This window comes from Flavobacterium sp. HTF (genome assembly GCF_003105115.1).
Classification (GTDB): domain Bacteria; phylum Bacteroidota; class Bacteroidia; order Flavobacteriales; family Flavobacteriaceae; genus Flavobacterium.
Window position 1 is genome coordinate 1 of record NZ_QETH01000043.1, and the last position, 25,562, is coordinate 25,562.

Annotated in this window: 19 protein-coding genes; 12 read left to right on the forward strand and 7 right to left on the reverse strand. The window is 36.0% G+C overall.

Annotated features, from left to right (window positions below; genetic code table 11):
- Positions 1–338: 338 nt before the first annotated feature.
- Positions 339–500: a DUF1328 family protein gene (locus tag DCO46_RS13610; RefSeq protein WP_095954205.1), complete on the reverse strand. Its 162-nt coding sequence runs from the start codon at positions 498–500 to the stop codon at positions 339–341.
- A gap of 463 nt (positions 501–963) precedes the next feature.
- Here DCO46_RS13610 and DCO46_RS13615 point away from each other — a divergent pair, with 463 nt between their 5' ends.
- The 9 genes from DCO46_RS13615 to DCO46_RS13655 all read left to right on the forward strand — a co-directional run bounded on the left by DCO46_RS13615 (position 964) and on the right by DCO46_RS13655 (position 12,473).
- A complete protein-coding gene (locus DCO46_RS13615; RefSeq protein WP_116753063.1) occupies positions 964–3,231 on the forward strand; it encodes a glycosyltransferase in 2,268 nt (755 codons plus the stop codon).
- A gap of 178 nt (positions 3,232–3,409) precedes the next feature.
- A complete protein-coding gene (locus DCO46_RS13620; protein ID WP_116753064.1) occupies positions 3,410–3,967 on the forward strand; it encodes a TetR/AcrR family transcriptional regulator in 558 nt (185 codons plus the stop codon).
- On the forward strand, positions 3,967–5,211 hold the full coding sequence (gene fabF, locus DCO46_RS13625; protein ID WP_116753065.1) for a beta-ketoacyl-ACP synthase II: 1,245 nt from the start codon (positions 3,967–3,969) through the stop codon (positions 5,209–5,211). The genes DCO46_RS13620 and fabF overlap by 1 nt, the downstream gene beginning before the upstream one ends.
- A 289-nt stretch (positions 5,212–5,500) precedes the next feature.
- The gene (locus DCO46_RS13630; protein WP_116753066.1) at positions 5,501–6,259 is read left to right on the forward strand and encodes an MlaE family ABC transporter permease; all 759 of its coding nucleotides are present in this window, start codon (positions 5,501–5,503) and stop codon (positions 6,257–6,259) included.
- A 2-nt stretch (positions 6,260–6,261) separates the two neighbouring features.
- Complete coding sequence (locus DCO46_RS13635; RefSeq protein ID WP_116753067.1) at positions 6,262–7,041, forward strand: ABC transporter ATP-binding protein; 780 nt, start codon at positions 6,262–6,264, stop codon at positions 7,039–7,041.
- Positions 7,042–7,065: 24 nt separating this feature from the next.
- Positions 7,066–7,896 carry an MlaD family protein gene (locus DCO46_RS13640; RefSeq protein ID WP_116753068.1) on the forward strand — a complete coding sequence of 277 codons (831 nt, stop codon included), beginning with the start codon at positions 7,066–7,068 and terminating at the stop codon, positions 7,894–7,896.
- A gap of 79 nt (positions 7,897–7,975) precedes the next feature.
- On the forward strand, positions 7,976–10,789 hold the full coding sequence (locus tag DCO46_RS13645) for an AsmA family protein (RefSeq protein ID WP_116753069.1): 2,814 nt from the start codon (positions 7,976–7,978) through the stop codon (positions 10,787–10,789).
- Position 10,790: 1 nt separating this feature from the next.
- Positions 10,791–11,270 carry a low affinity iron permease family protein gene (locus tag DCO46_RS13650; protein ID WP_116753070.1) on the forward strand — a complete coding sequence of 160 codons (480 nt, stop codon included), beginning with the start codon at positions 10,791–10,793 and terminating at the stop codon, positions 11,268–11,270.
- Positions 11,271–11,273: 3 nt separating this feature from the next.
- The gene (locus DCO46_RS13655) at positions 11,274–12,473 is read left to right on the forward strand and encodes an NAD(P)/FAD-dependent oxidoreductase (RefSeq protein WP_116753071.1); all 1,200 of its coding nucleotides are present in this window, start codon (positions 11,274–11,276) and stop codon (positions 12,471–12,473) included.
- A 103-nt stretch (positions 12,474–12,576) separates the two neighbouring features.
- Here DCO46_RS13655 and DCO46_RS13660 read toward each other — a convergent pair whose 3' ends face one another.
- Together DCO46_RS13660 and DCO46_RS13665 are read right to left on the reverse strand one after the other, a co-directional pair.
- Positions 12,577–13,530 carry a bifunctional helix-turn-helix transcriptional regulator/GNAT family N-acetyltransferase gene (locus DCO46_RS13660; RefSeq protein ID WP_116753072.1) on the reverse strand — a complete coding sequence of 318 codons (954 nt, stop codon included), beginning with the start codon at positions 13,528–13,530 and terminating at the stop codon, positions 12,577–12,579.
- 183 nt (positions 13,531–13,713) lie between these two features.
- Positions 13,714–14,739 carry a helix-turn-helix domain-containing protein gene (locus DCO46_RS13665; protein ID WP_116753073.1) on the reverse strand — a complete coding sequence of 342 codons (1,026 nt, stop codon included), beginning with the start codon at positions 14,737–14,739 and terminating at the stop codon, positions 13,714–13,716.
- A gap of 207 nt (positions 14,740–14,946) precedes the next feature.
- Between DCO46_RS13665 and DCO46_RS13670 the strand changes: the two genes are divergently transcribed.
- The 3 genes from DCO46_RS13670 to DCO46_RS13680 all read left to right on the forward strand — a co-directional run bounded on the left by DCO46_RS13670 (position 14,947) and on the right by DCO46_RS13680 (position 17,391).
- Positions 14,947–15,444 (forward strand): DNA-deoxyinosine glycosylase, encoded by a 498-nt coding sequence (locus DCO46_RS13670; protein ID WP_116753074.1) that lies wholly within the window; start codon positions 14,947–14,949, stop codon positions 15,442–15,444.
- Positions 15,445–15,690: 246 nt separating this feature from the next.
- The gene (locus DCO46_RS13675) at positions 15,691–16,125 is read left to right on the forward strand and encodes a DUF6526 family protein (RefSeq protein WP_116753075.1); all 435 of its coding nucleotides are present in this window, start codon (positions 15,691–15,693) and stop codon (positions 16,123–16,125) included.
- Between the two features lie 351 nt (positions 16,126–16,476).
- The gene (locus DCO46_RS13680) at positions 16,477–17,391 is read left to right on the forward strand and encodes a hypothetical protein (protein ID WP_116753076.1); all 915 of its coding nucleotides are present in this window, start codon (positions 16,477–16,479) and stop codon (positions 17,389–17,391) included.
- Positions 17,392–17,628: 237 nt separating this feature from the next.
- On the opposite strand, the gene DCO46_RS13685 is transcribed toward DCO46_RS13680, so the two are convergent.
- The 4 genes from DCO46_RS13685 to DCO46_RS13700 form a co-directional block, all read right to left on the reverse strand.
- Positions 17,629–19,656: a glycoside hydrolase family 97 protein gene (locus tag DCO46_RS13685; RefSeq protein WP_116753077.1), complete on the reverse strand. Its 2,028-nt coding sequence runs from the start codon at positions 19,654–19,656 to the stop codon at positions 17,629–17,631.
- Positions 19,657–19,681: 25 nt separating this feature from the next.
- A complete protein-coding gene (locus DCO46_RS13690; RefSeq protein WP_116753078.1) occupies positions 19,682–20,926 on the reverse strand; it encodes a glycoside hydrolase family 71/99-like protein in 1,245 nt (414 codons plus the stop codon).
- Between the two features lie 73 nt (positions 20,927–20,999).
- A complete protein-coding gene (locus DCO46_RS13695; protein WP_116753079.1) occupies positions 21,000–22,511 on the reverse strand; it encodes a RagB/SusD family nutrient uptake outer membrane protein in 1,512 nt (503 codons plus the stop codon).
- Positions 22,512–22,539: 28 nt separating this feature from the next.
- Positions 22,540–25,554 carry a SusC/RagA family TonB-linked outer membrane protein gene (locus DCO46_RS13700; protein WP_243416314.1) on the reverse strand — a complete coding sequence of 1,005 codons (3,015 nt, stop codon included), beginning with the start codon at positions 25,552–25,554 and terminating at the stop codon, positions 22,540–22,542.
- Positions 25,555–25,562: the final 8 nt, after the last annotated feature.

Genomic DNA, 25,562 nt, shown 5'->3' on the forward strand with positions numbered 1-25,562 from the left:
TTTTAAACAGAACTACTTTTCTCTCCTGAATTTTGTACTTTATTTTTGTCTGGATATTTATAAACCTGATTGTTTTTCCCATTGTATTTCCAATTTTACCGGCATAAGGTTTAGATTTTCCAACTTTATTATCCGTGATAATTTTAATATTTTGTGTCGGACTACCAATCGCTTACATAACCAAAAAACATTACAATTTTCATCCGTGATTCTAATTATCCGTAATTTTCAGAATTTTCTAATTATCTAATTATCTCATTCTGATATTATCCATTAAAAAAAGCGTCGCAGGTAAATAATACCTGCGACGCTTTTTTTTCTGATTAGTGAATAATCGACTAAACTTTTGTTCTTCCGCTTATTAATGAAATAATAAATAACACTAAAAATATAAAGAATAAAACTTTTGCGATACTAGCAGCTCCGGCAGCAATTCCACCAAAACCAAATATTCCGGCAATTATAGCAAGAATAATAAAAATGACTGTCCAACGTAACATATGATTTGATTTTTTAGTTTATAAATACGACTATTTGTCTTTTTGTTATACTCAAATTTCTTACTAAAATTAGCTTTCGCTTAACTCTATCCATTTTTTTATTATCCCAAAAAGTTAACAAACACAATAAAATCAATATTTCAGCAGAAGTATCAGAATTCTGCTTTCAGGCTTACAGAATTCCCACAAAAAAGCTTTAGAGTTAATTTTTTAATGGATTGGATTAATCGCAGCTGTGTTATCGGGGTAATTTTAAATAATATTTTAAAAAACATATGGAATTGGCTACAAAACAAGCTGCAATGTCAGAAAAAACAGTAAGACTTTAAAAAAGGAGCTGAGAGTCTTAAAATCAGACATTTACTCCAAGCCATTTCATTACTATACTATATAATACGGTGCTGCTCATTATATGCATCACTAAATTTTAACAACTTATTAAACGAATTAAAAAATAATCTCCATGAAAGCAATAACTAAATCTAAGATCGTTTTTCTATCGACTTTTCCGCCAACTCAATGCGGGATCGCGACTTATACGCAGGATACAATAAAAGGAATTACTGATGTTTTTGGTAAATCGATAAGTTGTGAAATTTGTGAACTGGTTAAAGAACCACAGGAAAATCCAACGCAGGCTTTTACTTTAAACACAAAAAACAGAGAAGAATATACTACTGTAGCACAACAAATTAATGCTGACGAAAGCGTAAAGCTCGTTCACATTCAGCATGAATTTGGTTTGTTTGGAGGTAACTACGGTGACCACTTATTAGATTTTTTAAATGAAATCAAAAAGCCGGTTACGTTTACCTTTCACAGCGTAATACAGAATCCAAATAATGAATTAAAAACTTTCGTAAAATTACTTTTAAGTTATAGTAATTCAGCTTTTGTAATGACAAACCAGTCTCAGGAGATTTTGGTTAGGGATTATGATATCGAAGATGAAATAATTAATTGTGTACCACACGGAACTCACGTTGTTGTTTACAAACCAACTCAAAAAGCAAAAGAAAAATTTGATTTTCAGGATAAATTTATCTTATCCACTTTTGGACTTTTGGGTGAAGGAAAAAATATTGAGACCGGATTAAGAGCTTTGTCAAAAATTGTAAAGACAGTACCTAATGCTCTTTATTTAATTATTGGCAGAACACATCCAAATCTTATTATAGATGGTGTAGACGCTTACCGCAATCAGCTGGAAGCAATTGTAGAGGAATTAAATTTACAAAACAATGTTCGTTTTATAAATGAATACCTGGATACTGAAGAATTGTTACAGTACTTACAGGCAACTGATATTTATATGTTTACCTCAAAAGATCCTAATCAGGCTGTGAGCGGAACTTTTTCTTATGCTATGAGTTGTGCCTGTCCAATTGTAGCATCAAAAATTCCACATACCCGTGAAGTATTATCATCTGATATGGGAATCCTGGTTGATATCGGAGACGAAAACCAGTTTGCTGATGCTGCCATTAAATTATTTTTAGATGAAAATCTAAGAGAAGAAATGGGAATTAAGGCATTTGGTAAAACCCGTGCTTCTTCCTGGGAAAATGTTGGAATTACTCATATGACCACTTATAAAAAACTGATGGAAAATCCGAATGAAATTAAATTCTCGTATCCTCCTATTCAATTGGCTCATATCAAAAAAATGACAACAGAATTAGGAATTATTCAATTCTGCAAAATTTCTGTTCCTGATTTGGGTTCAGGTTATACTCTTGATGATAATGCACGTGCCTTAGTTGCGCTTTGTATGCATTATAAACTGACAGAAGACAAAGATGATTTACCGTATATTTTAATTTATCTGGACTTTATCGAGCGTTGCCAAAAACCAAAAGGTAATTTTATGAACTATGTTGATGAACACAACAGGGAACATATTGAGCAAAATGCCGAAGTAAATCTTGAAGATTCAAATTCACGTGCTATCTGGGCTTTAGGAACTGTTGTTTCTCATTCTGATATTCTTCCGGAATCTATTTCCAAAAAAGCCTCAAAATGTTTGTTAAACTCTTTGAAATGGGCAGAAAATATTCAGTCACCACGTTCTATTGCTTTTGCAACAAAAGGACTTTACCTATACCATACTACCGTTCCTAATTTGTATGTAGCGGCAATTATCAATAAGCTGAATGCCAAATTATTGTCTTTATACGAATTGCATGCTACAAAAGACTGGAAATGGTTTGAAAATTATATGACTTATGCCAACGGAATTCTTCCGGAATCTATGTTATATGCTCATTTAGTAACCAACAAACCTATTTACAAAAAAGTAGCTTTGGAATCACTTGAGTTCTTAAGTTCAAAAATGTTTGTAAACGATACTTTCAAAGTAATCTCTAATGATGGCTGGTACCATAAAGGAACAGAACCAAATCAGTACGGAGAACAGCCAATTGATGTTGCATATACCATTATGACGCTGAATACTTTTTACAAAGCATTCAAAACTCCGGAATACAAACAACAAATGAAAACTGCATTTAACTGGTTTTTAGGTAAAAATCACTTAAATCAGGTGATGTACAACCCAATCAGCGGAGGCGGTTATGACGGTCTTGAAAAAGAAAACGTAAACCTGAATCAGGGTGCAGAATCAACGATTTGTTACCTGACCGCAAGATTAATTATGGAAAACCTAAAACTGTCAGAAAGTAAAGTAATTCCATTGATGAAAGCTAAAGAAAACATAGCAATCAATTCATAATATATTTATAGCTAACCATTAACTGCGTAATCACATCACTTGTTATTACACTTAAACTCCCTTTAAACAAAGGGAGTTTTTGTTTTTATACCTATTTGTAATATCGCCTTTCTTTAAAAAACTCATAAATAATTTGCCTATCTACTAATAGGTAGTATCTTTGTAGAAAAGAAATCGTATGACAACTAAAGAAAATATTATTACTAAAGCAGACCAGTTTATTAGGGATAAAGGCTATAATGCCTTTAGTTTTAAAGATATTTCTAATGATATCGGAATCAAAACGGCTTCTATACATTATCATTTTCCAACAAAATCAGATCTCGGTGTAGCGACAATCCGGGAACACATAGACAGATGTGAAACTTTGATAAAAAAAGTGGCAAATGAATCTCCTTTAAAGAAGCTTGAAGCTTTTCTGGACGTACAGACTCAAATCAAATACGAAAATAAAGTATGCATTGTCGGATCACTCGCAACCGATCTGAATACTCTCGACGAAAGCATAAAAACCGAACTTAAAAAATTTGCAGAATTGGTTCTCAACTGGATAACAGAGATATTAACTGAAGGGAAAGAATTAAAAATATTTGATTTTCAGACCACTCCAAGAACCAAAGCACTGATGATAATTACCAATATGGTAGCCATCATACAATTATCCAGACTTACGGATGAAAATGATTTTGAAATAGTAAAAGAAACAATATTAAAAGAATTAAAAATTCAACAATAATGAAAAGAGTCGTAATAACAGGAATGGGAGCTATAACTCCGATAGGAAATAATGTTTCAGAATACTGGCATTCTTTAATTAATGGAGTTAGTGGCGCATCTCAGATAACAAGGTTTGACACTACACATTTTAAAACCAAATTTGCCTGTGAAGTCAAAAATTTTGATCCAAAGGATATTTTTGAAAAGAATGAAATCCGAAAATATGATCTTTTTACGCAATATGCCTTATATGCAACTGATGAAGCTGTAAAACAAGCCAATATTGATTTTAATATCCTGAATAAAAACAGAATCGGAGTGATATGGGGAGCTGGCGATGGCGGTATTTCTACATTTGAAGAACAAATTGGTGAATATAAAACAGGCAACGGCGTACCCAGATTCAGTCCGTTTTTTATTCCAAAAAGAATTGTCAATATTGCCTCGGGGGTCATTTCTATTAAATACGGCCTTCGCGGAATCAATTTTACAACTGCTGCAGCCTGTTCTGCCAGCAACACGGCAATCATTGATGCCTTTAATCATATCCGCTGGGGCAAAGCAGATATGATCATCACAGGTGGTTCTGAAGCGTCAGTTACAGAGTCTTCAATCGGTGGATTTAACGCTTCAAAAGCATTATCTACCTTAAATGACGATTATAAAACAGCTTCCCGCCCGTTTGATGTCAACAGAGACGGATTTGTTTTGGGCGAAGGTGCCGGTGCTATTGTTCTGGAAAGTTACGAACACGCTGTACAAAGAAATGCCGTAATTCTTGCCGAAATCGTCGGAGGCGGATTGGCCGGAGATGCCTACCATTTAACCGGAACTCATCCGGATGGTGAAGGTGCTATTCTCGGAATGGAACTTGCACTCGAAGAAGCTGAAATTACTCCGGACAAAATTGACTACATCAATGCCCATGCTACTTCTACTCCAACCGGAGATCTGAGTGAACTCAAAGCCATGAAAAAAGTATTCGGAATAAACCCTAATGCCAATATCAGTGCGACAAAATCCATGACCGGCCATTTACTTGGGGGTGCGGGAGCTATAGAAGCCATTGCCTGTATCAAGGCAGTTCAGGAAAACATTGTACCGCCCACCATAAACACCCAGAATGTTGAAGCGGATTTTTCAGGCCAGTTTAATTTTACTCTTGGAAAAGCACAACAACGAATAGTTAATTATGCCATGAGCAACACATTTGGATTTGGCGGACATATTGCTACTTCCATATTCAAAAAATTTAAAGAGTAACTGTATTTACGCTAAGTATCTAATTGGCCAAATGTTAAAAAAATAAATCAATAATTCTCCAGACTCCCTTTAAACAAAGGGAGTTTTTGTTTTTAACAAATGTCTCATAAAGTTGTTTTTTCAACTTATTGTGTTCCATTATGTTAATTATATAAACTTCTGAAAAAGTTCTGTAATATTTTTCGCCAACTGTTAAAGTAATTTTAATAAAGGAAAAAATCAGAAACCGGATCTTATTAATTGATTGGTTTTCAGATTATAATTTTCATAACCACTAAAAACAATTACTTTGATTCTCACTCTAAAAAATACATTCGAAGGGATAGGAAATGCTACATTGTTTGCGACCAGATTCTTCAAGGAGGTTTTGCTACCTCCTTACGAGATGAAAGAGTTCAGAAAACAATGTTATGTTATCGGTTATAAATCTTTCCCGCTGGTTGCCATTACAGGTTTTATTATGGGTTTGGTTTTAACGCTTCAGTCACGTCCCACATTAGTGGAGTTTGGTGCAGAATCGTGGTTACCGGGAATGGTAGCGCTTTCGCTGATTCGTGAAATTGCACCGGTTATTACAGCACTGATTTGTGCCGGAAAAATTTCTTCGGGAATTGGTGCCGAATTAGGATCAATGAAAGTGACCGAACAGATAGATGCCATGGAAGTTTCGGCTATAAATCCTTATAATTATTTAGTGGTAACGAGAATTCTGGCAACCACCCTTATGGTACCGATATTAGTGATTTTTGCAGATGCTGTAGGGATATTTGGCGGCTATGTGGGGATCAATATTCACGATGATGTGAACATGTACCGTTTCCTTACCCAGATTTTCGAATCATTAGATTATTCAGATTTAATTCCGGCCACCATCAAAACATTTTTCTTTGGTTTCTTTATCGGAATGATCGGTTGTTTTAAAGGATTTAACGCCGCAAACGGAACTGAAAGTGTTGGTAAAGCAGCAAACTCTGCCGTTGTAACCGCTTCACTGGCGATTTTTATTATAGATATGATTGCAGTACAAGTAACCGATTTAATCTTTTAAAAATGATTGAGGAAAAAAAACATATCGAAACCAAAAAGAAGGATAAAAAAGATGCTCCGATAATCCAGATCACTGATTTGCACAAGACATTTGGCAAAAACAATCAGATTTTAAAGGGCGTAAACCTTACTGTAAACAAAGAAGAAAACTTAGTGATTTTAGGACGTTCAGGTTCAGGAAAATCAGTAACTATAAAATGTATTGTCGGATTGATCGTGCCTGACAAGGGCGAAATAAAGGTTTTTGACGAAGATGTCCTTAACCTGAATAAAAGTGAACTTAATGAAGTAAGAATACGCATTGGCTTTTTATTTCAAAGCGGTGCATTGTACGATTCTATGTCAGTCAGGGAAAATCTGGCTTTTACATTAAGAAAACACAACCGGGATTTAACTTCAGATGAAATCGAAAATCAAGTTCTGGAAGCTCTGGAAAATGTTGGTCTGGCCGATGCCATTGACAAAATGCCTTCTGAATTATCAGGCGGTATGCAAAAAAGGATTGGTCTGGCACGTACTTTAATTTTAAAACCTGAAATTATATTGTATGACGAGCCAACAACAGGATTAGACACTATAACATCAAGGGAAATCAGCGAACTGATTCTTGATATTAAGAATAAATGGAAAACAACATCGATTATTATTACACATGATATGGCTTGTGCAAAACTAACTGCCGATCGGATAATGGTCTTAAAAGATGGAGTTATACACGCAGAAGGTACATATGAAGAACTGGAAAAAAGTGACGATGAATGGGTTCGCTCTTTTTTTGAATAATATAAAAAAATAAATTTAGAAATCATGGATAAGCAATCTGGATATACTTGGAAATTAGGAATGTTTGTAACAATAGGATTGTTGCTTTTTATACTTGCAGTATATTTTATCGGAAAACAAAAAAACCTTTTTGGTTCAACCTTCAGAATTACATCAAGCTTTAAAACCGTAAGCGGTTTACAGGTTGGAAACAACGTGCGTTTTTCGGGAATCAATATCGGGACTATCGAAGAGATCCAGTTGGTAAACGATTCAACAGTGGTGGTCGCAATGGTTATAAAAGATGAAGTCCGTGAATTTATTAAAACAGATGCACGCGCCAGCATAGGTTCTGACGGATTAATGGGAGACAAAGTACTTACCATTTCTCCTGGTGTCCATTCTCAAAAAGTAATCGAAAACAATGGAAAAATTGCTTCAATTGCCGGAATTGAAATGGCTGATATAATGAAGAGCGTTAAGAAAAGCGTTGATAACGTAGGTGTTATTTCTGATGAGCTTGCTATTTTCAGTCATAGTATGAATAACGGAAACGGTGCTTTGGCGAGATTGGTCAAAGATGACAAAATGGCCAACAGCGTTTCGAATACACTTTCTAATCTTGAAACCGGTACAAAAGGTTTCAGCGAAAATATGGAAGCGGCCAAAAGTAATTTTCTGTTAAGAGGATACTTTAAGAAAAAAGAAAAGGAAAAAGAGAAAAAACAGGAAGAAATAAAAGAGAAAAAAGAAGAGCAGCAGGAAAAAGCTAAAGAAGAAAAAGAAAAAGAAGACAAGGAAAAGCAAAAAGCTAAGGAAGATAAAGAAAAAGAAGAGAATGCTAAGAAGGCAGAAGCCGAGAAAGACAAAAAGTAGCTTTTCTTAAAAAAATCCGGTTTTTAGGTATTAGCTAAAATACCGGATTAGAATATCGAATTTTTTAAATCTATCGTATATGCCATTTTCATTCAAACATACCGCCCTAAAAATTTTAAAAATTTCAGGAATAGTAATAGCAGGAATTCTGTTATTACTTTTTTTGATTCCACTACTATTTCCCGGAAAAATTGCTTCTGAGGTAAAAAAAGTGGCCAATCAGAGTTTAGACACCAGGATGGATTTTTCGAAATCCAGACTTTCTTTTTTTACCCATTTTCCATCCCTGACTGTTTCATTAGACGATTTATCCCTTACGGGATCAGCTCCTTTTCGTAATGATACTTTATTAAAAGCAGAACAGGTGGCTTTTGGTATCAACCTCAAAAGGCTGATTTTTGATAATGAGTTAAAAATCAATAAATTATATATCTCCAAAGCATTGATAAATGTAATGGTAAACCAAAAAGGACAAGCCAATTATAACATTTACATAGCGCCCGAAGATAAAAAAGACAAAAAAGATGCTCCTGAAGAAGGAACAGCGATTCGCCTGGAACGAATTGATCTTGAAGATTGTCATGTAAAATATAACGACCGTTCGGCCAAAATCCTGATCGATGCAAAAGGTTTTAATTATGTTGGAAAAGGAAATTTAAGCGAAGATATTTTTGACTTAAACACCGATGCCAAAATTGACAGCGTTGATTTCTATTATGACAGAACCGCTTATCTTAGAAAAAAAGAAGTCCGCGCCGATCTGATTACACGAATCAACACCCATGCACTTTCGTTTATTCTTCAGAAAAACGAATTAAAAATCAACAAATTACCGCTAAAATTTACGGGTTTATTTACCATTTTAAGAGACGGTTACAAAATCAATATCAAAGCGGCATCAGAAAAGACAACCCTGAAAGATTTATTTTCTGTTATGCCTCCGGAATATTTAACATGGATGAATGAAACGGAGATTTCAGGAAACAGCGATCTGCTTTTTACTTTTAAAGGAGATTATAATGTCGCCAAAAAGCAAAAACCGGATTTGGCATTTCATATGAAAATCAACAAGGGTGCGATCAATTATCAAAACGCTCCTGCCCCGTTGACTGATTTTCAGATGGATCTGAATGCTATACTGCCTCAGCTTGACATCGAAAAATTATTGATCAATCTTAATACAATGAAATTTAAGGTTGGAGAAAAAGATTATTTTACCGCCTATCTGCACAGCAAAGGTTTTACTGAAATGGATGTAAACGCAAGCGTAAAAGGTGCTTTGGACCTTGCTACTGTTGATGCGGCTTTGGGACTGAATACAGTTGACTTACACGGTATTTTAAAAACAAATATTCAGGCAAGAGGAACTTTTAGCACTACAAAAAAGTTATTTCCAAAAACAATTGGAGGAATTTCACTTCGAAACGGGTCGCTGAAAACAGATGCTTATCCGAACCCGATAACCGATATTACTTTTGTAGCCAATGTACTCAACAAAGCTGGTACATTTAAAGATTTAATTGTTTCTGTAGCGCCCGCTTCTTTTGTTTTTGAAGGAAATCCGATGTACGTAAATGCAACGCTTTCTGATTTTAGCGATCTGGCTTATAATGCAAAAATAAAGGGTGAGCTAAATGTGGGCCGAATCTATAAAGTCTTTTCACGAAAAGACGTTGACATAACCGGATACGCAAAAGCTGATCTTTCATTAAGAGGAAAACAAAGTTATGCTACCACCGGACAATACGACAAACTGGACAATAAAGGAACTATTATCCTAAAAAACATAAAAGCAACCTCCGAACTTTTCCCGAAAGCCTTTTTTATTAAACAGGGAAATTTCAGGTTTCAGAATGAAAAAATGTGGTTTGAACGATTTAATGCTTCTTACGGAAAATCGGATTTTGCCATTAACGGATATTTACTTAATACGATCAATTATTTTCTGGAATCGCACGGAACTCTGAGCGGAGATTTCAAGATGAAATCAAAACTGATCAATGTTGACGAATTTATGGCTCTTGAAAAAGGGGAAAATAAGGATCGAAACAGTGAAGTTGAATATGCCAAAGAAGATCACCCGAAAATGAGCGGTGTTGTTATTATTCCGAAAAATTTAAATGTTGCACTCACAACCAATGTTGACAAGGTAGAATATAACGGATTGGTTCTGAACAAACTTACCGGAAAAGTGGGGATTACAAAAGGTAATTTTTTCTTAGAAAATGCCAATTTTAACATCATCGACTGTATTTTGGGAATCAATGCCCAATACAGGGACGAATCTCCTACTACCGCCAATTTTGATGCCCACTTTACGGCCAAAGATTTTAGCGTACAGAGAGCCTACAAAGAAATTCCGATGTTTCATGATATGGTTACCGTTGCTGAGAAAGCAGAAGGAATTATTTCTATCGACTATAAAGTAAAAGGCGATCTTAACGGAAATATGGGACCCATTTACGAATCTCTTGAGGGAGGCGGAACGATTAATTTAAGGGATGTAAAAGTAAAAGGCCTGAAACTGTTTGAAAAAATAAGTTCTCAGACCGGTCAGAAAGGCTTAGACGACCCGGGTCTGGAAGGCATTCAGATTCAGTCTACAATAGACAACAACTTAATTCATATTGAGCCTTTTACATTTAACGTTTCCGTTTTTAAACCTACTATAAAAGGTACGACCAGTTTTGACGGCTTACTTGACCTGCGAATGCGTCTGGGACTTCCTCCATTCGGAATCATCGGTTTTCCAATCGTAATTACCGGAACACATCAGGAGCCTAAAATTAAGATTTTCAGTAAAACCGGTCAGAAAATCGAGGACGCTGTTTATGACGAAAAAAACAATAAAGTCATTCGGGAAGAAAAGGTCAGTAAACGAAAAGACAAGTAAAATGAAAACTAAAAAACAGAAAGGCAACAGCACTTTCGAAAAATTTGCTTCCAAAGTTTCTAAAGCAGCCGGGAGTACAACTGCTTTTTTAAGTGCTTTTTTAATCGTAGTCATCTGGGCAATTTGCGGACCCATTTTCGACTATTCAGAAACCTGGCAACTGGTTATCAATACGGGAACCACCATTATTACATTTTTAATGGTTTTCTTAATTCAGAAAGCACAAAATAAAGATTCACTGGCTATTCAGTTGAAGTTAAATGAATTAGTGGCATCCAATGAATACTCAAGTAATAGTTTAGTTGATATTGAAAGTATGACTGAGGAAGAGATGATTATCGTTCAGAAGTATTATCACAGACTGAGTGAACTCGCTAAAAAAGAAGAAAGCTTTCAGAAATCACATTCTATTGCCGAAGCGCACGAACAGCACGAAAGAAAAGATAAAAAAAGGACACAAATCAGGACTAAAAACAAATAAAAGATGAAGTTACGCTCAACTGAAACCTTCTGGCCGTTAAAACATTCTATGGATAAATCCTATCCTTCATTAGATTCAGATCTGGAAACTGAAATTTTAATTATAGGCGGAGGAATTACAGGAGCCTTGATGGCTTATAAACTGATAAATGAAGGCAAAAAAGTAGTAATGGTCGACCGTCGCGATATCGCTAACGGAAGCACTGCTGCCAGTACTGCATTACTTCAGTACGAAATTGATGTGTCCCTACATGAACTTGTAAAACTAAGAGGAGTAGAATGCGCCGTAGATAGTTACAGAAACGGGAAAAAAGCCATTTTTGACCTGCGTGCCATTATTGACGAAATCAAAAGCGACTGCCAGTTTGAGTTTAAAAAAAGCATCTACTTTTGTTCCTTAAAAAAAGACTTGCCCTTTCTGAAAGCAGAATTTAAATGCCGCAAAGAAAGTGGTTTTGATGTTACCTGGCTGGAAAAATGGGATCTCGAAAAATTTGGCCTAAATGCACTGGCTGCGATAGAATCTAAAACTGCTGCAGTGGTCGATCCCTACCGACTGGCTTATGACCTGATTGGCTATTGCGAGGGTAAAGGAATGCAGATTTTTGACCGGACCAATATTACCTCAATCCATGAGCAAAAAGGCAAACTCGTAGCTTATACAGAAAATAAATGCAAAATTACGGCTGACCATGTGGTGAACTGCACCGGATATGAAAGTACAGAAACACTCAGAGAAAAAGTTGTTGATCTTAAAAGCACTTATGCAATTGCATCCGAATGCCTTCCCGAATTGCCAAAAGCGTTTAAGAATGCCATTTTTTGGGATACCTCAACGCCATACCTGTATTTTAGAGGCACATCAGACAACAGAATCATTATGGGCGGTGGTGATGAAGAATTTAAAGATGCTAAAAAACGCGATAAATTAATCCCTAAGAAAGAACTTTTCTTATTGAAAAAATTTCAAAGAAAATTCCCTAAAGTCAATTTTAAGCTGGATTATTCCTGGGCGGGAACTTTTGGCGAAACCAAAGACGGACTTCCCTATTTCGGAAAACCCAATCAAAATCGAAACGAACACTATGTATTGGGCTTCGGAGGAAACGGAATCACCTTTAGCGTCATCGCAATGAATTCAATTTTATGTTCAATTGAAGACAAGAAACATGCTGATTTGGAGTATTATAAGTTTGGAAGATAGATTCTTTTTTTAGGTGCTAAGATACTAAGGCTCTGAGGTACTAAGATGTTCTGCTTTAGGGCAAAAAAAACTTAGAATCTTAGTACCTCAGAACCTCAGCAACTTACCCAATTATCAACTCCATCTGTATATTACAACGCTTATACGGTGTTGGCAGGCCGGATACTTTTTGGAATCCCATTTTGTGATATAAATTAATGGCTGGTTTTAGGATTGTATTACTTTCAAGGTATATTTTTTTTGCGCCCAGGTCTTTGGCGTTTTTTATAATTGCCTTTCCAAGAAGCCATCCGATACTTTTGCCCTGAACTTTTGGTGACACGGCCATTTTTGCCATTTCAAAATCATAATCTTTATCATGCATTTTGATTAAGGCGCAAACACCCACAGGTTCGCCATGATACAAAGCAACAAAAATTTTACCTCCTTTATCCAGAATATACTCTTTCGGATTATCCAATGCTTTATAATCCGCTTCTTCCATTTCAAAATAAGTCGATATCCATTCTTCGTTCAGAGCCTTAAAAGCATCCTGATATTTAGGCTCAAATTCAACAATTTCAACATCGTCACTTTCTCTTAATTTTTTATTTTCAACTACCCTTTTCAAAAGCGATTTTTGCTCCAGTAAAAACTCCCATTCTTCAAGTGCTGCCCACAAATTATTGTTTGATTCTGCAATAAGAGATTCAACAGCCGCTTCAACATCTATAGACTGAAGTTTTAACTCATTCGAAATCAACAATCCTTTTTCAGTAAGCGCAACACTGTTTTTGCGTTTATCTTCTGTTTTCAGATTTTCATGAACCAAACCTGCGGCAGTCATTTCCTGGATAATTTTACTTACAGAAGGTTGTGAGTGACCAATTTCATTCGCAATTTCTGTTATGGTAATTTCCCTTTCTTCCGTTAGCAAATAAAATACCGGATACCATTTTGGCATAAAATCCAAACCGTACAGCTCATAAATTTTCGCTGCATCATCTGTAATAGCTGCCGTCATTAATCGAAGACGACTTCCCAAAGCCACCTTTCCAACTTTATCAAAAAAATCCATAATATAATTAATTACATAATTAGTTATGCAAATATAATTATTTTTTAGATACTAAGGTTCTGAGATGCTAAGTTTCTAAGAAAAGAAGTTTAGAGTGTAAATATTTAAAAAAAAATAAGGTTCCGGGATTTCTAAACCAGAAATCTCAGAACCTTAGTATCTCAGAACCTTAGCAACTTTAGACTAAGCTGTAATCGCCAACGGATTCAAATTAAATTTATATTCTTTTGGACTGCAATTGAATTTTTGTTTGAAGATTTTAGAAAAGTAGCTTCTGCTGGTAAAACCAATGCAGTACACGATTTCAGAAATATTTAAGTCAGATGTTCTAATTAAGATTTCGGCTTTTAGAACTCTCATATGGGTTATATAATCATTTACAGTACGGTTGTGAATCATTTTGAAACCTTCCTGTAGTTTATTTGGAGAAAGACCTGATTTTTTGCTTAATGATTTAATCGTAAAAGCTTCTTCAGGACTTGCTTTTATAGCTTCAGATAATTCTTTTATTTGTTCCATTTCACGCAAAGTAAGGAAATTAGAATCTTTTGATGCCGAAGCAAGATCATCTGTATGCTGCTGAATTTCCATGGCCAGGATAATTCTCAGAATTCCTTCTTTTAATAAATGACGAACAATTCCGGTTTGGGTCACAGCATTCAACTGCTCGATTTTTTCGGCAATTCTCAGATTGTACGAGCCGATATAAAAGAAATCATCATTGCCATTATCTCCAAAGAAAGTTTCTTTTACTTTTTCGTTCAGCGAGTTTATCTGATTTTTTACCTCAGCCTGGGTACCAACAAGAATCAATGTAAATTGAGTTCTTTTATCTTTTTCAAAAAATAAAACATTTTCCTGATTCTCCTTAGAGGAAAGAATAGCAGTCTGAAATGTTTTTAGTTTTCTTTCTTCACCTACCACACCAAAACTATGAGACAGATTTCCTTTAGAACAATAAGCAAAATAAACCGGGGCCGATTTCAGATTAGTAATGTTCATTTTTACATCAGCAGAAAAAGTCATATCAAACTGCACATATGAAATATCATCATTAAAAGAAGCTCCGATAATTGTTCCTTTAGCAAAACTGTTATTGACATCCAAAGTATATTCGTCAAGATCAAAAGTCACTTTTCCGCCTAGATTTAACGACAAAGTTTCAAAAATACCTTTAATTTTTTCTGTGTTTATGGTAACTGTTTTCATTTTGCTGGGTTTTAAAATTCTATAATCTGATTTTATAGATTTTATCAAAAGAAGGATTCAATTTGGGAGTTAGAAATTCTTTTACATCTACAAATCAAAGTTCGATTAAACATCAGCCGCAATTGTTATATAATTTTCGTATTTTGTTTTATAATTATCTATATATGATTATCTTAAAAAAATAATTACTCATTTCCTAAGTACAGCATGAAGAGTTTTTCATTTCCCCCAATAAGTTCAGACCAGGCTAATATTTTGATTCTGGGCACAATGCCCGGCACAAAATCCTTAGAACTCAATCAGTATTATGGTCACAGCCAGAACAATTTCTGGAAATTTATGTTCACCATTCTCAAAGAAGATTTCTCAAATGATTATGAAACGAGAAAAGCACTTTTGCAAAAAAATAATATTGCCGTCTGGGATGTACTGCAATTTTGCGACAGGGTCGGAAGTCTGGACAGTGCCATAAAAAACGAAATTGCAAATGACTTTGAAACGTTCTTAAAAAACCACCCAAACATTACCACCATATTTTTTAACGGACAAAAGGCAGCCGCATTCTTCAAAAAATATGTATCGCTGCAAAAATCCTATAATCAGATTACATTGCCTTCGTCAAGTCCCGCAAATGCCAGTAAATCTTTTCAGTCCAAATTAGAAGAGTGGAAAATAAATGGCTCACTCATAAAGTCAGATATTTGAATTCTGTAAGAATTATGTTTTAAAATATAACAACAAAACTCTACTTCTACTATAATTTTACCAAAAGGTTTTAAGATATTTTAAAATAATTAAACTCTTCTATTTTATAAAGACTCACTATTTATAAAGTACATCTAAGATTAAATTATAAAAATATTGGTTGTTAGTTTATTTTGAGAAAAAAGCTATTCTTTAATTAGAATAGCTTTTATACTTTTAACCCGTATTTCTCAAACCCAAATCATTATGAAAATTCAAACGTATCAAAACCATATACGGTTTTATCCCCCTCATCATTTTGTCTATTATCCCATACTGATTGTATTTTTGTCAGCAAGTATTTATTTTACAATAACGACACTGGATCAGTTAATCTGGGCATTTATAAGTGTTGCCTTTATCTTTTTATTCTGTCTGGCCTTTATGTTACGCCAGCATTATGCACTTACGCTTCAAAACAGGATCGTACGTCTGGAACTTCGTTACCGTTATTTCACACTCACCGGCAAAAGGCTCGAAGAATTCGAATATAAACTTACCGATGAGCAGATTTTTGCCTTACGTTTTGCGCCGGATAACGAATTAATACCGCTCGTTGAAGACACGCTGAAAAACGGTCTTTCCGGAGCTGCCATCAAAAAAGCAATAGTACACTGGAGAGCCGACTATAACCGGGTGTAACAATTCGAAGTCATCGTTTTTTCAGGGCGTGCCACCATCCCGATAAGAGGGCTAACTACTGTGCGCATATGTGCCCTCTTACCGGGATGCTGTCGGGCTATCCGGGCTACTTCGGTAGCTTCCTCCTATCCCTCACGCAGCCAGGCTTTATCTGTGCATAAGCACTCAGGAGTTTATATTCAATCCAACTTTCAAAAACCTCTGCCCCTCTGCAACTTTGAACCGAAAAAAAACATAAACACCTGACTTCAAAATAGTTAATAAACAAAAAAAGCCTTTTAAAACTCAAAATGAAAGATATTTTTTACTAACTTTAATGGTTAAATTTTTCTAACCATTAAATATTAATCGATGAAAAATATATACTTTTTATTAGCTATTATTCTTTTTGGAGTTTCGGTAAATGCACAAACCATTGCAGACAATACCATTTTAGAAGATGCCGTTTTAAACAAAACAGAAAATGAAGATCTTCAAAATCAGTATGCTGAAGATTATCCCTGGCACGCACGAAGGTTTAAAATTACAGCGGGTGCATTTTTTCCGGTAAACAATACTCAGATACAGGTTGGCTCTAATAATGGCAGAATTGGAACCGAAATTGATCTCGAAGATGATTTAGGTTTCTCACAATCTAGTACTTCTTTTCTGGGAACGTTTGAGTGGCGTATTTCCAGAAGATCAAGACTAGGAGCTGAATATTTTGCTTTAGACAGAAGTTCATCCAAAACACTGCAAAAAGAAATTGAGTTTGGTGAACATACTTACAATATAAATACCCGTATCACTGCCTTTTTTGATGTTCAGATTGCCCGCATCGCCTATGGTTATGCTTTTTTATCCAAACCCAAATATGAGGCGGGATTATTAATTGGTGCGCATGTGCTTTTTGCTGATTTAGGTATTCGTGTAGATGCTAATCAGGCAAGTGCTGAATTTCATGACAATTTTGCCTTTACAGCGCCATTACCCGATATCGGGGTTTGGGGTGAATTTGTATTGGCAAAACGCTTTGGTCTCTATGTGAATGCAAATTATCTTGCTGTAAAAATTGAGGATATCGACGGAAGAATTTTAAGTTACAATTTGTCTGTTTTATTTAATGTTCATAAAAACTTCAGCCTGAGTGCGGGTTATACCGGTTTGAATTTTAGAGTAGACACCGTTAAAGAACGATTAAACGGTTATCTGAAATGGGGCTACAACGGCCCAACTGTTAGTGCTGTTTTCACTTTCGGAAACCATGTGAAGCTTTATAAGCATTGATTTTTTTAAAGGTTCTGAGGTGCTAAGGTTCTGAGGTACTGAGGTTTTTTTGTTTCAGGTTTCAGGTTTTGCCTGTGTGTATAATTGGAGTTGATTAAAGATATCATTCTTAATTCTTAATTCTTAATTCTTAATTCTTCAATCTAAAATCTAAAATCTAAAATCTAAAATAAAAACAAACCCGATCTGTTTTAGAAACCGGGTTTGCTGCTCAACTTAACTCAAAATAAACTTAACTTACTTATTTTCGATTGGGGAAAATTTTACTGCTGTTCCTCCGCCAGCGGCCAGTTTTAAATCTAAAACTGTTTTGTTGTTTACTTTCTGTTTCGAAATGATAACAGGATACGGATTGGTTTTATAATTCGCTCCTGCTCCATCTGCATAAATTTCGGCTTCATATTCTTTGTCTTTGTCCAGAAAGGACAAAGTTACTTTCAGATCTCTCGCATTTCTGTTGGTAATAGAGCCTAAATACCAGTTTTTTCCGTCCCAGTCTTTACGTACAATCGTAGTGTATTCTCCAATTTTAGAATCCAGAACTTTGGTGTCTGACCACGTACACGGAACGTCTTTTATAAACTGGAATTCCGGTTTACCCACATAATTTTCAGGCAAATCAGAAGCCATTTGCAACGGACTGAAAATAATAACATATAATGCCAGCTGATTGGCCAGAGTAGTCTGCACTCTCGCTCCTGAAGGTGTTTTGTAATCAAAATTAAAATTACCCGGTGTGTAATCAAAAGGCCCTGATAACATTCTTGTAAAGGGCAAAGTTGTCAGATGCTCCGGAGTATTTCCGCCGTCAACAGACCATGCGTTATATTCCTGCCCTCTTCCGCCTTCCTGCGACATGAAGTTGGGATAAGTACGCTGAATACCTGTACCTTTCATGGGTTCATGGTTATCAATCATAATATGGTATTTCGCAGCCGTTTCAATTACTTTTCTGTAATGACGAGCTCCGTATTGGCTGTCGTGCCATTCTTTTTTATCCAAAAACTTGTTTACATAACCCGTTTTTACGGAGTTAACTCCCATTTTCTGATACAGTTTAAAAGCATCTTCCAACTGGTTTTCGTAATTTTTGGTTGCACCCGCTGTTTCATGATGCCCGATTAAACGAACGTTTTTGATGGCAGCATATTTTGTAATTTCTTCCAGATTAAAATCCGGGTACGCTTTTACAAAACTAAATGCAGATCCGTCGGCAGTCCAGTCGCCGTCCCAGCCCTCGTTCCAGCCTTCTACCAGAACTCCGTCAAAATTATTTTTCGCAGCAAAATCAATATATTCTTTTGTATTCTTAGTGGTCGCGCCATGTTTAGGCCCTTGCCCCCAGGTGAACTTTTCTAAATGCATTCCCCACCAGATTCCAATGTATTTTGATGGTGTAATCCATGATAAATCTTCAATTTTTGAAGGTTCATTCAGGTTCAGCATAATGGTAGAAGTGGCAACATCTCCGGGAGTTTTACCCACCACAACCGTTCTCCATGGTGTTTTAAAAGGTGTTTCGGCATAAACTTTTACACCATCTGCCCAAGGCACCAAATCACTTTTGTATTGTTTATCAGAAGTTTTTAATAACGTCATGGAGGCAAAATCAGTCAGGCTTGCTTCGTGAATAGCTACGTACAATTTGTCTTTTGTTTCAAAAGTTGCAGGCGTATTAATCGTATCGGTTTTACTCATTAATGTTTTACGGTACGTGCTTTCGTAATAACTGTTTTCACGATGTACCGGAATCCACCAAACTTCATTGTTATCCTTAAAAGTAAATTGTGTTACTTCATTCGAGATTTTTACTTTTCCTAAATGGGGTTGTTTCGGAAATTCATATCGAAATCCTAATCCATCATCAAAAACCCTGAAAATGATATCAACTAAACGTTCATCTCCAGCCGTTTCTTTTAAGTGAACAATCATTTCGGTATGATGATCTCTTACTTTTTTGAATTCGCCCCAGGGCTGTTCCCAGGTCTGATCCGCTGTTTTTTCTTCGGTGGAAACCACTTCAAAACCATCCGTCATTTTCTGGATTTGCTGAAATTCAAATCCCAGTAAAGAAGGTTCTATAACTGATTTTCCGTTGGATGAAAAGCTGTATTGCGGTTGACCTGAAGCTGTTAATTCAAAAACCAGTTCAGAGATTTTTCCCGGAGAGCTGATCTTGTATGTTTTTTGAGTTTTAGTACTGCAGGCAAAAATCAGCATTGACGCTAATGTAATCAGGCAGTATCTATATCTTATGTTTTTCATTATTTAATGGTATTAATTACAGCTCTTATTTAATTTCATTTAGTACTTGTTTTGCTTTGGCTGACTGCATCGAAACAAAATAATTAAAGGCCTGGTCTAACTTTTTCTGGGCATCAGGATTCCCACTTTTTTGGACACGTAAATCATATAATTTACTGATATCCGGAAAAACATTTTCTGTACTTTTCACTCCGGCAAATGCTTTTACCTTCTCGATATAAGCGTAACCAAATTCTACTGTCGGCTCAAACATTGTTCCTTCGCCAAAGTCATTCCAGGTAATCAGCTGCAGGTAATTTAAATTGGCGTTTTTGGCCATGTTAAGGGTTTCGTCAAGAGTTGCACCATTGTTATGCTCAATAGTCCATCCAATTGCTGCCCCGCCGCCGCCTTCAGCATAAAAATCTTTAAAACCGGGATAAGCACTTCCTATTGCAACAGAAAGTTTTGGTTTTGTGTTGGTATAAAAATTAGTCAGGTAAGTGTTGTTTTTGTACACCCAGGCGTATTCTCCCGAAGCATTTTCACCGGCTTCTACAGATTGGTCCCAAAGTGTTACAAAAGTTGGTTTTGTGGTCAGCGTATTAAAAACGTTTGTCCATTCTGCAGGTGTCTGCAATACGATTGGCCCGAAATTAAGAAGCAAAGGTTTTCCGTTTACCTTAATGTAATTTTTATCATCAAAGTAATTGTTTTGCAAATAGGCTAAATCTGTTTTGGCTGCACTTGTAACCGAAATGGCTTTTCCTGCATCGACCGCGCTTTTTGTAACCCTGTCTTCATACACTATGGCATATTCTAAACCTACTTTGTCCAGCATTGCGATAAGCTGTTCGGTATTTTCTTTTACCATTCTGTAATCATAGACATCGTAAGTGCCGTACCAGTCGATCAAAACACCATCAATTCCGGAGTATTTCATCAATAATAAATGATTTTCGATCACATTTTTATCACCTGAATGATAAGGCCCGATAAGCGGATAATAATACGAGGCAATTTCCCTGCGGTTATTTGTTCCGATATTATCCGGATTTTTATTGCCCATTGTCCAGTGATAACCCCATTTTTTATCGGCACTGCTTTCTTTGGTTTCAAACCAGGGCATATAGTGAACATAAATTTTGGTGCTGTTTGTTTTTTCAATGGCAACGGCTGCTACTTTTTCTGGTTCTGTGGGATTATCTGAACCTTTATCGTCGCTGCTGCATCCGACGGCAACTAAAATGTTCATTATACCAAAAAACAATAATGTGATATATTTTTTCATAATTATTTATTGACGTTAAAAAATATGTCAGCCTTCCACGACTAACCAACATGGAAGACTGACATTTTATACCCTAATTTAAAGGATACCCAGGATTTTGTTTTAAATTTTTGTTAGTGGTTAACACTGAAGTCGGAATAGGAAAAATAGCTCTGTAGGCTTCTGTTTCTCCTTTTTCCCACCATGGGTCAAAGAAAGTTCCAAAACGGATATTGTCTGTTCTTCTTCTTCCTTCAAAAGTAAATTCCTTAAGCAATTCCTGATCTATAAAAGCAAGATCTATTGTTGTTGGCATTTCTTCTCCTGCACGTGCTGTGATTTGCTGTAAGAACGGTCTTGCCAGTTCAGGTGCACCAAGACGTACATAACATTCTGCCTGCATCATTAAGATTTCTGCATAACGAATTAATACAAAGTCATGATCACGTTCCCAGTTTTCTCCGGCTTTCATTTCGTATTTACCTAAACGAACTCCTTCATTTTCTTTAGCATCGGTTAAACTTGTCAGGTTTTCGGTATACGTAAGCGGTTCTCCGTTATCCATGATAATTACAGAACCTGTAGCCAGATTGATCTGATCTCCTGCAACCATACATTTTTTTCTTTTGTCTGTGTCTGCAAAAGCCGAATAAACTCCAGGCTGCGCGCACATTCCGTTGGCACTCCAAGGATAATTTCCTGTTGGTGACAATGTCAGTTTATGTAAATAGTGACAAGACATTGAACTCATATAATTACCCACTGTTCCTGCTTTTGAATCGTATGGAATAGCAAATATAATTTCGCTTGACGTCTGATTTTCTGTAGCAAAATTGGCGAAGAAATCAGGTGTTAATGTATATCCTGATACTTTCTGGCACATATCGATACAATCCTGCCAGCGAGGTGTCCCGATAAAAGCTTCTGAATTAAGATATAATCTTGCCAGGATAGAATAAGCAACATTTTTCGTTAATTTTGAGTACACTACACTTGAGTTCAAATACGGGATTGCATCCAGTAATTCTTTTTCTACAAAATCATAAACTTGTTTTCTTGTCGAGTTTGATGGCAAATCAACGTCTTCAAAATTGGTTACGATTGGCACATTACCAAACATATCCAGAAGATTGTAATAGTAATAGGCTCTGATTGCTTTTAACTCTGCATAAATTGGTGTTTTTGCCTGAGTTGTCAATGACGATTTATCTATCTGATAAATAATGGCATTGATTTTTGCAATTCCTGTGTAGTTATATCTCCAGGCAGAAAGTATCATTCTGTTGTCGGCTTTCCAGGTATGTTTTTGTGCGTCCTGATATTGTCCGCCGTCGTACCAGTTAGTGCCTCTTGTCGGGATAGTAGCTTCATCAGAAACAACTTCATTCAAAAAGAAAACATACTCACAAGTTGGATAGTTATTTGATATTCCATCGGCAAATCCTCTTAATGAAGAATAAGCGCCACCAACTAATGCATCAATCTCTTTTGGAGTGTTTCCAAAATTCCCATCCTCTACCCTGTCATATAATTCTTCATTCAGATCTGTACATGACACCGTAAAAAGCATGCTTAAAAGTATCGCTGCTGTTATTTTGATTTTCATTTTTAATATTTTATGGTTATCAATTCGCTTAGTTATTCAGCGTGAAATTTAATCCAACAGAAATTGTAGTTGGTCTTGGATAATTGTTGTATCGGTCAATTCCGGGAGCTGCAAGTCCTGTAAGATCCATTACCCCGGTCTGATTGATTCCGTCCTGTGCATTTAATCCAATCTCAGGATCTACTCCTTTGTAGTTTGTTAGTACAAAAAGGTTTTCTCCCATTAGGTAAACTCTCACTTTGCTTTTGTATTTCAATGGTAAAGTATATCCCACTGAAAGTGTCTGAAGCCTGAAGAAAGATGCATCCTCTATCCAATAACTTGAATATTTTGGAGACGAAGTGATTCCGCTGTTTAAGAAATCATCCGGTACATTAAATGCCGGTAATCTGTTTGGATCGTTTAGCATCATATTGGTTGCATTTAATGCTTTTTGGCCAAACATTCCGTATCCTGAAATACCAAGATCAAAATTTCCATATTTGAAATTCATTCCGATTCCTAAAGTCAGGTCCGGCTGAACATTTCCTAAATCTCTTTTGTCTGCATCAACCAAAGCTCCTTCAAGCACTTTATCGCCTGCTGCATTGTAGTATAACATTTTTCCATCATCGCCAAGTCCCGCACTTTGATAACCCCAGAAAGTTCCAACAGGATATCCTTCGGCAATTACCTGAGAATATTGTCCTGACATACCTGCCAATCCGTGTAGAGATCCGCTGTAAATAACATCTGTTTTGTATGTTGGGTTTGAAAGTTTTTCGATTTTCTGAACGTTGTGCCCAAGAGTCAGATTGGCATCCCAGCTAAATTTATCTCCTTTAATGATATTGGCATTCAAAGTAAGTTCAACACCTTTATTAGACATTTCGCCAACATTTGCCAGCATATTTCCAACTAAATAAGGAGGCTGAGGAACTTCGTATGTATATAATAAATCTTTTGTCTTTTTTGAATACCACTCAAATGAACCTGTAATTCTGTTGAAAAGACTGAAATCAATCCCAATATTAACTTGTTCTGTAGATTCCCATTTCAAATCAGGATTTGGGTTTTGTTTTGGTGAATAAGCTAAACTCCATGTTTTGGTAACCGGATCGTAGTAACTGTCATTTCCAACTCCTAAAATAGAAAGTGATTTATACTCTCCAATTCCGTCCTGATTTCCTGTAACTCCATAACCAACTCTAAGTTTTAAGTTATCCAGCCAGCCTTTTGTACCATCCATAAATTCTTCACTTGAAATTTTCCATGCAGCAGATGCCGACGGGAAAGTTCCCCATTTATTGTTTTCTCCAAAACGGCTTGATCCGTCACGTCTTACGGTTGCTGTTAAAAGGTATTTTCCGTCATAAGAGTAATTGGCACGTGCAAAAAAGGAAACTAAATTTGATTTTCCTTTATAAGAGTACACATCACCCAGACGATAATTATAACCTGCCCCTAAGTTATTATAACCAAAAGCATCTGTTACAAAACCACTTCTTTGTGCTCCAAAACCTTCGTAGATATTTTCAAAATAAGAATATCCTGCTAAAGCACCAATTACGTGTTTGTCTAAAGTTTTATTATAATTCACAAAAATTTCACCTTGTGCATTAGTGTATTCTTCGTATTTTTTTTGTGCATAACCATCTTCTGTTCTTCCTTCCATAACAGCATAAGATGGTTTGTATGTACTTCCTTTTACAGCATTGTGCTCTAATGAAATATTAGCCGAAACCATAAAATCATTTAAGAATTTAACTTCCGTTTTAAAATATCCCAAAAGTCTGTGTCTTTTGTTATCAACCGTTCTGTTCGTTAAAATTTCAACTGGGTTTTCATAAATATTTCCTCCTACAGATGTGAAATTTCCGTTTGCATCATAAACCGGAATTGTTGGATTTAAGTTGTACGCACGTTCAAATATTCTGTAATCAATCGGATGCCATTTGTCGATATTGGCAAATAATCCCATATCAAATTTTACATCTTTATTGTCTCCAAGATACTGGTAAGCGCTCACGTTTCCGCTGATTCTTTCCAATCCTGATTTTTTGATAACGCCTTCATTATTCAGATATCCGATTGAAGTTCTGAAACCGCTGTCGGCTTTTCCTGAATTAATGCTTAAGGTATGTGATTGTGAAATGGCTGTTTGCTCAATCGCTTTTTGCCAGTTTGTATTTCCTCCGTAATCAACTGCATCCAAATTTCCGGTTTCACGCATGTAACCTCTCCATTGGTTTGCAGATAAAAGATCTAAATTGTCTGTAACATAACCAATACTTGATAAACCATTATAAACAACCGAAACTCCTTTTGTTCCTGATTTAGTCGTAATGATGATAACTCCGTTTGCTCCTCTTGAACCGTAGATTGCAGTTGCAGAAGCATCTTTTAAAACGTCAACCGATTTAATATCCGAAGGCTGAACTACGTTGATATCTACTCCTGCAATTCCGTCAACAACGATCAGCGGACTGTTGCTTGCTGTCAATGAAGTTCCTCCACGTAAACGCAATGTAGCACCCGCAGCAGGATCTCCCGAAGGACGAATAATATTTAGACCTGCTACTTTTCCTTGTAAAACCTGTTCTGTTGATGAAATTGTTCCTTTTACTAAATCATCTCCGGCTACTGTAGAAATAGCACCCGTTAAATCCGATTTTTTTACTTTTCCGTATCCAACAGAAACTACCTGAACTTCTGCCAGTGCATATCCGTCATTTTGCAGTCGGACATCAAGATTAGAGCTTGTGCCTGTAATCTGAACCTTTTGAGTTGTCGCTCCGATAAAAGAAACTTCAATAGCACTTCCTACGGCTACCTGCAATGAAAATTTTCCGTCAAAATCTGTTGTAGTTCCGTTTTTGGTTCCCACTTCAACAATAGAAGCACCCGGCAATACATTTCCTGTATTGTCGTAAACGGTTCCTGTGATTTGCTTTTTTCCCTGAGCAAAAATTCCTGCCGAAAGAAAAAGCATGAAAATCATCAATACCGCCGATTTAGTAGTCCACATTTGATGCAGGACTAATTTTTTATTTTTACTATTCATTAGAATTG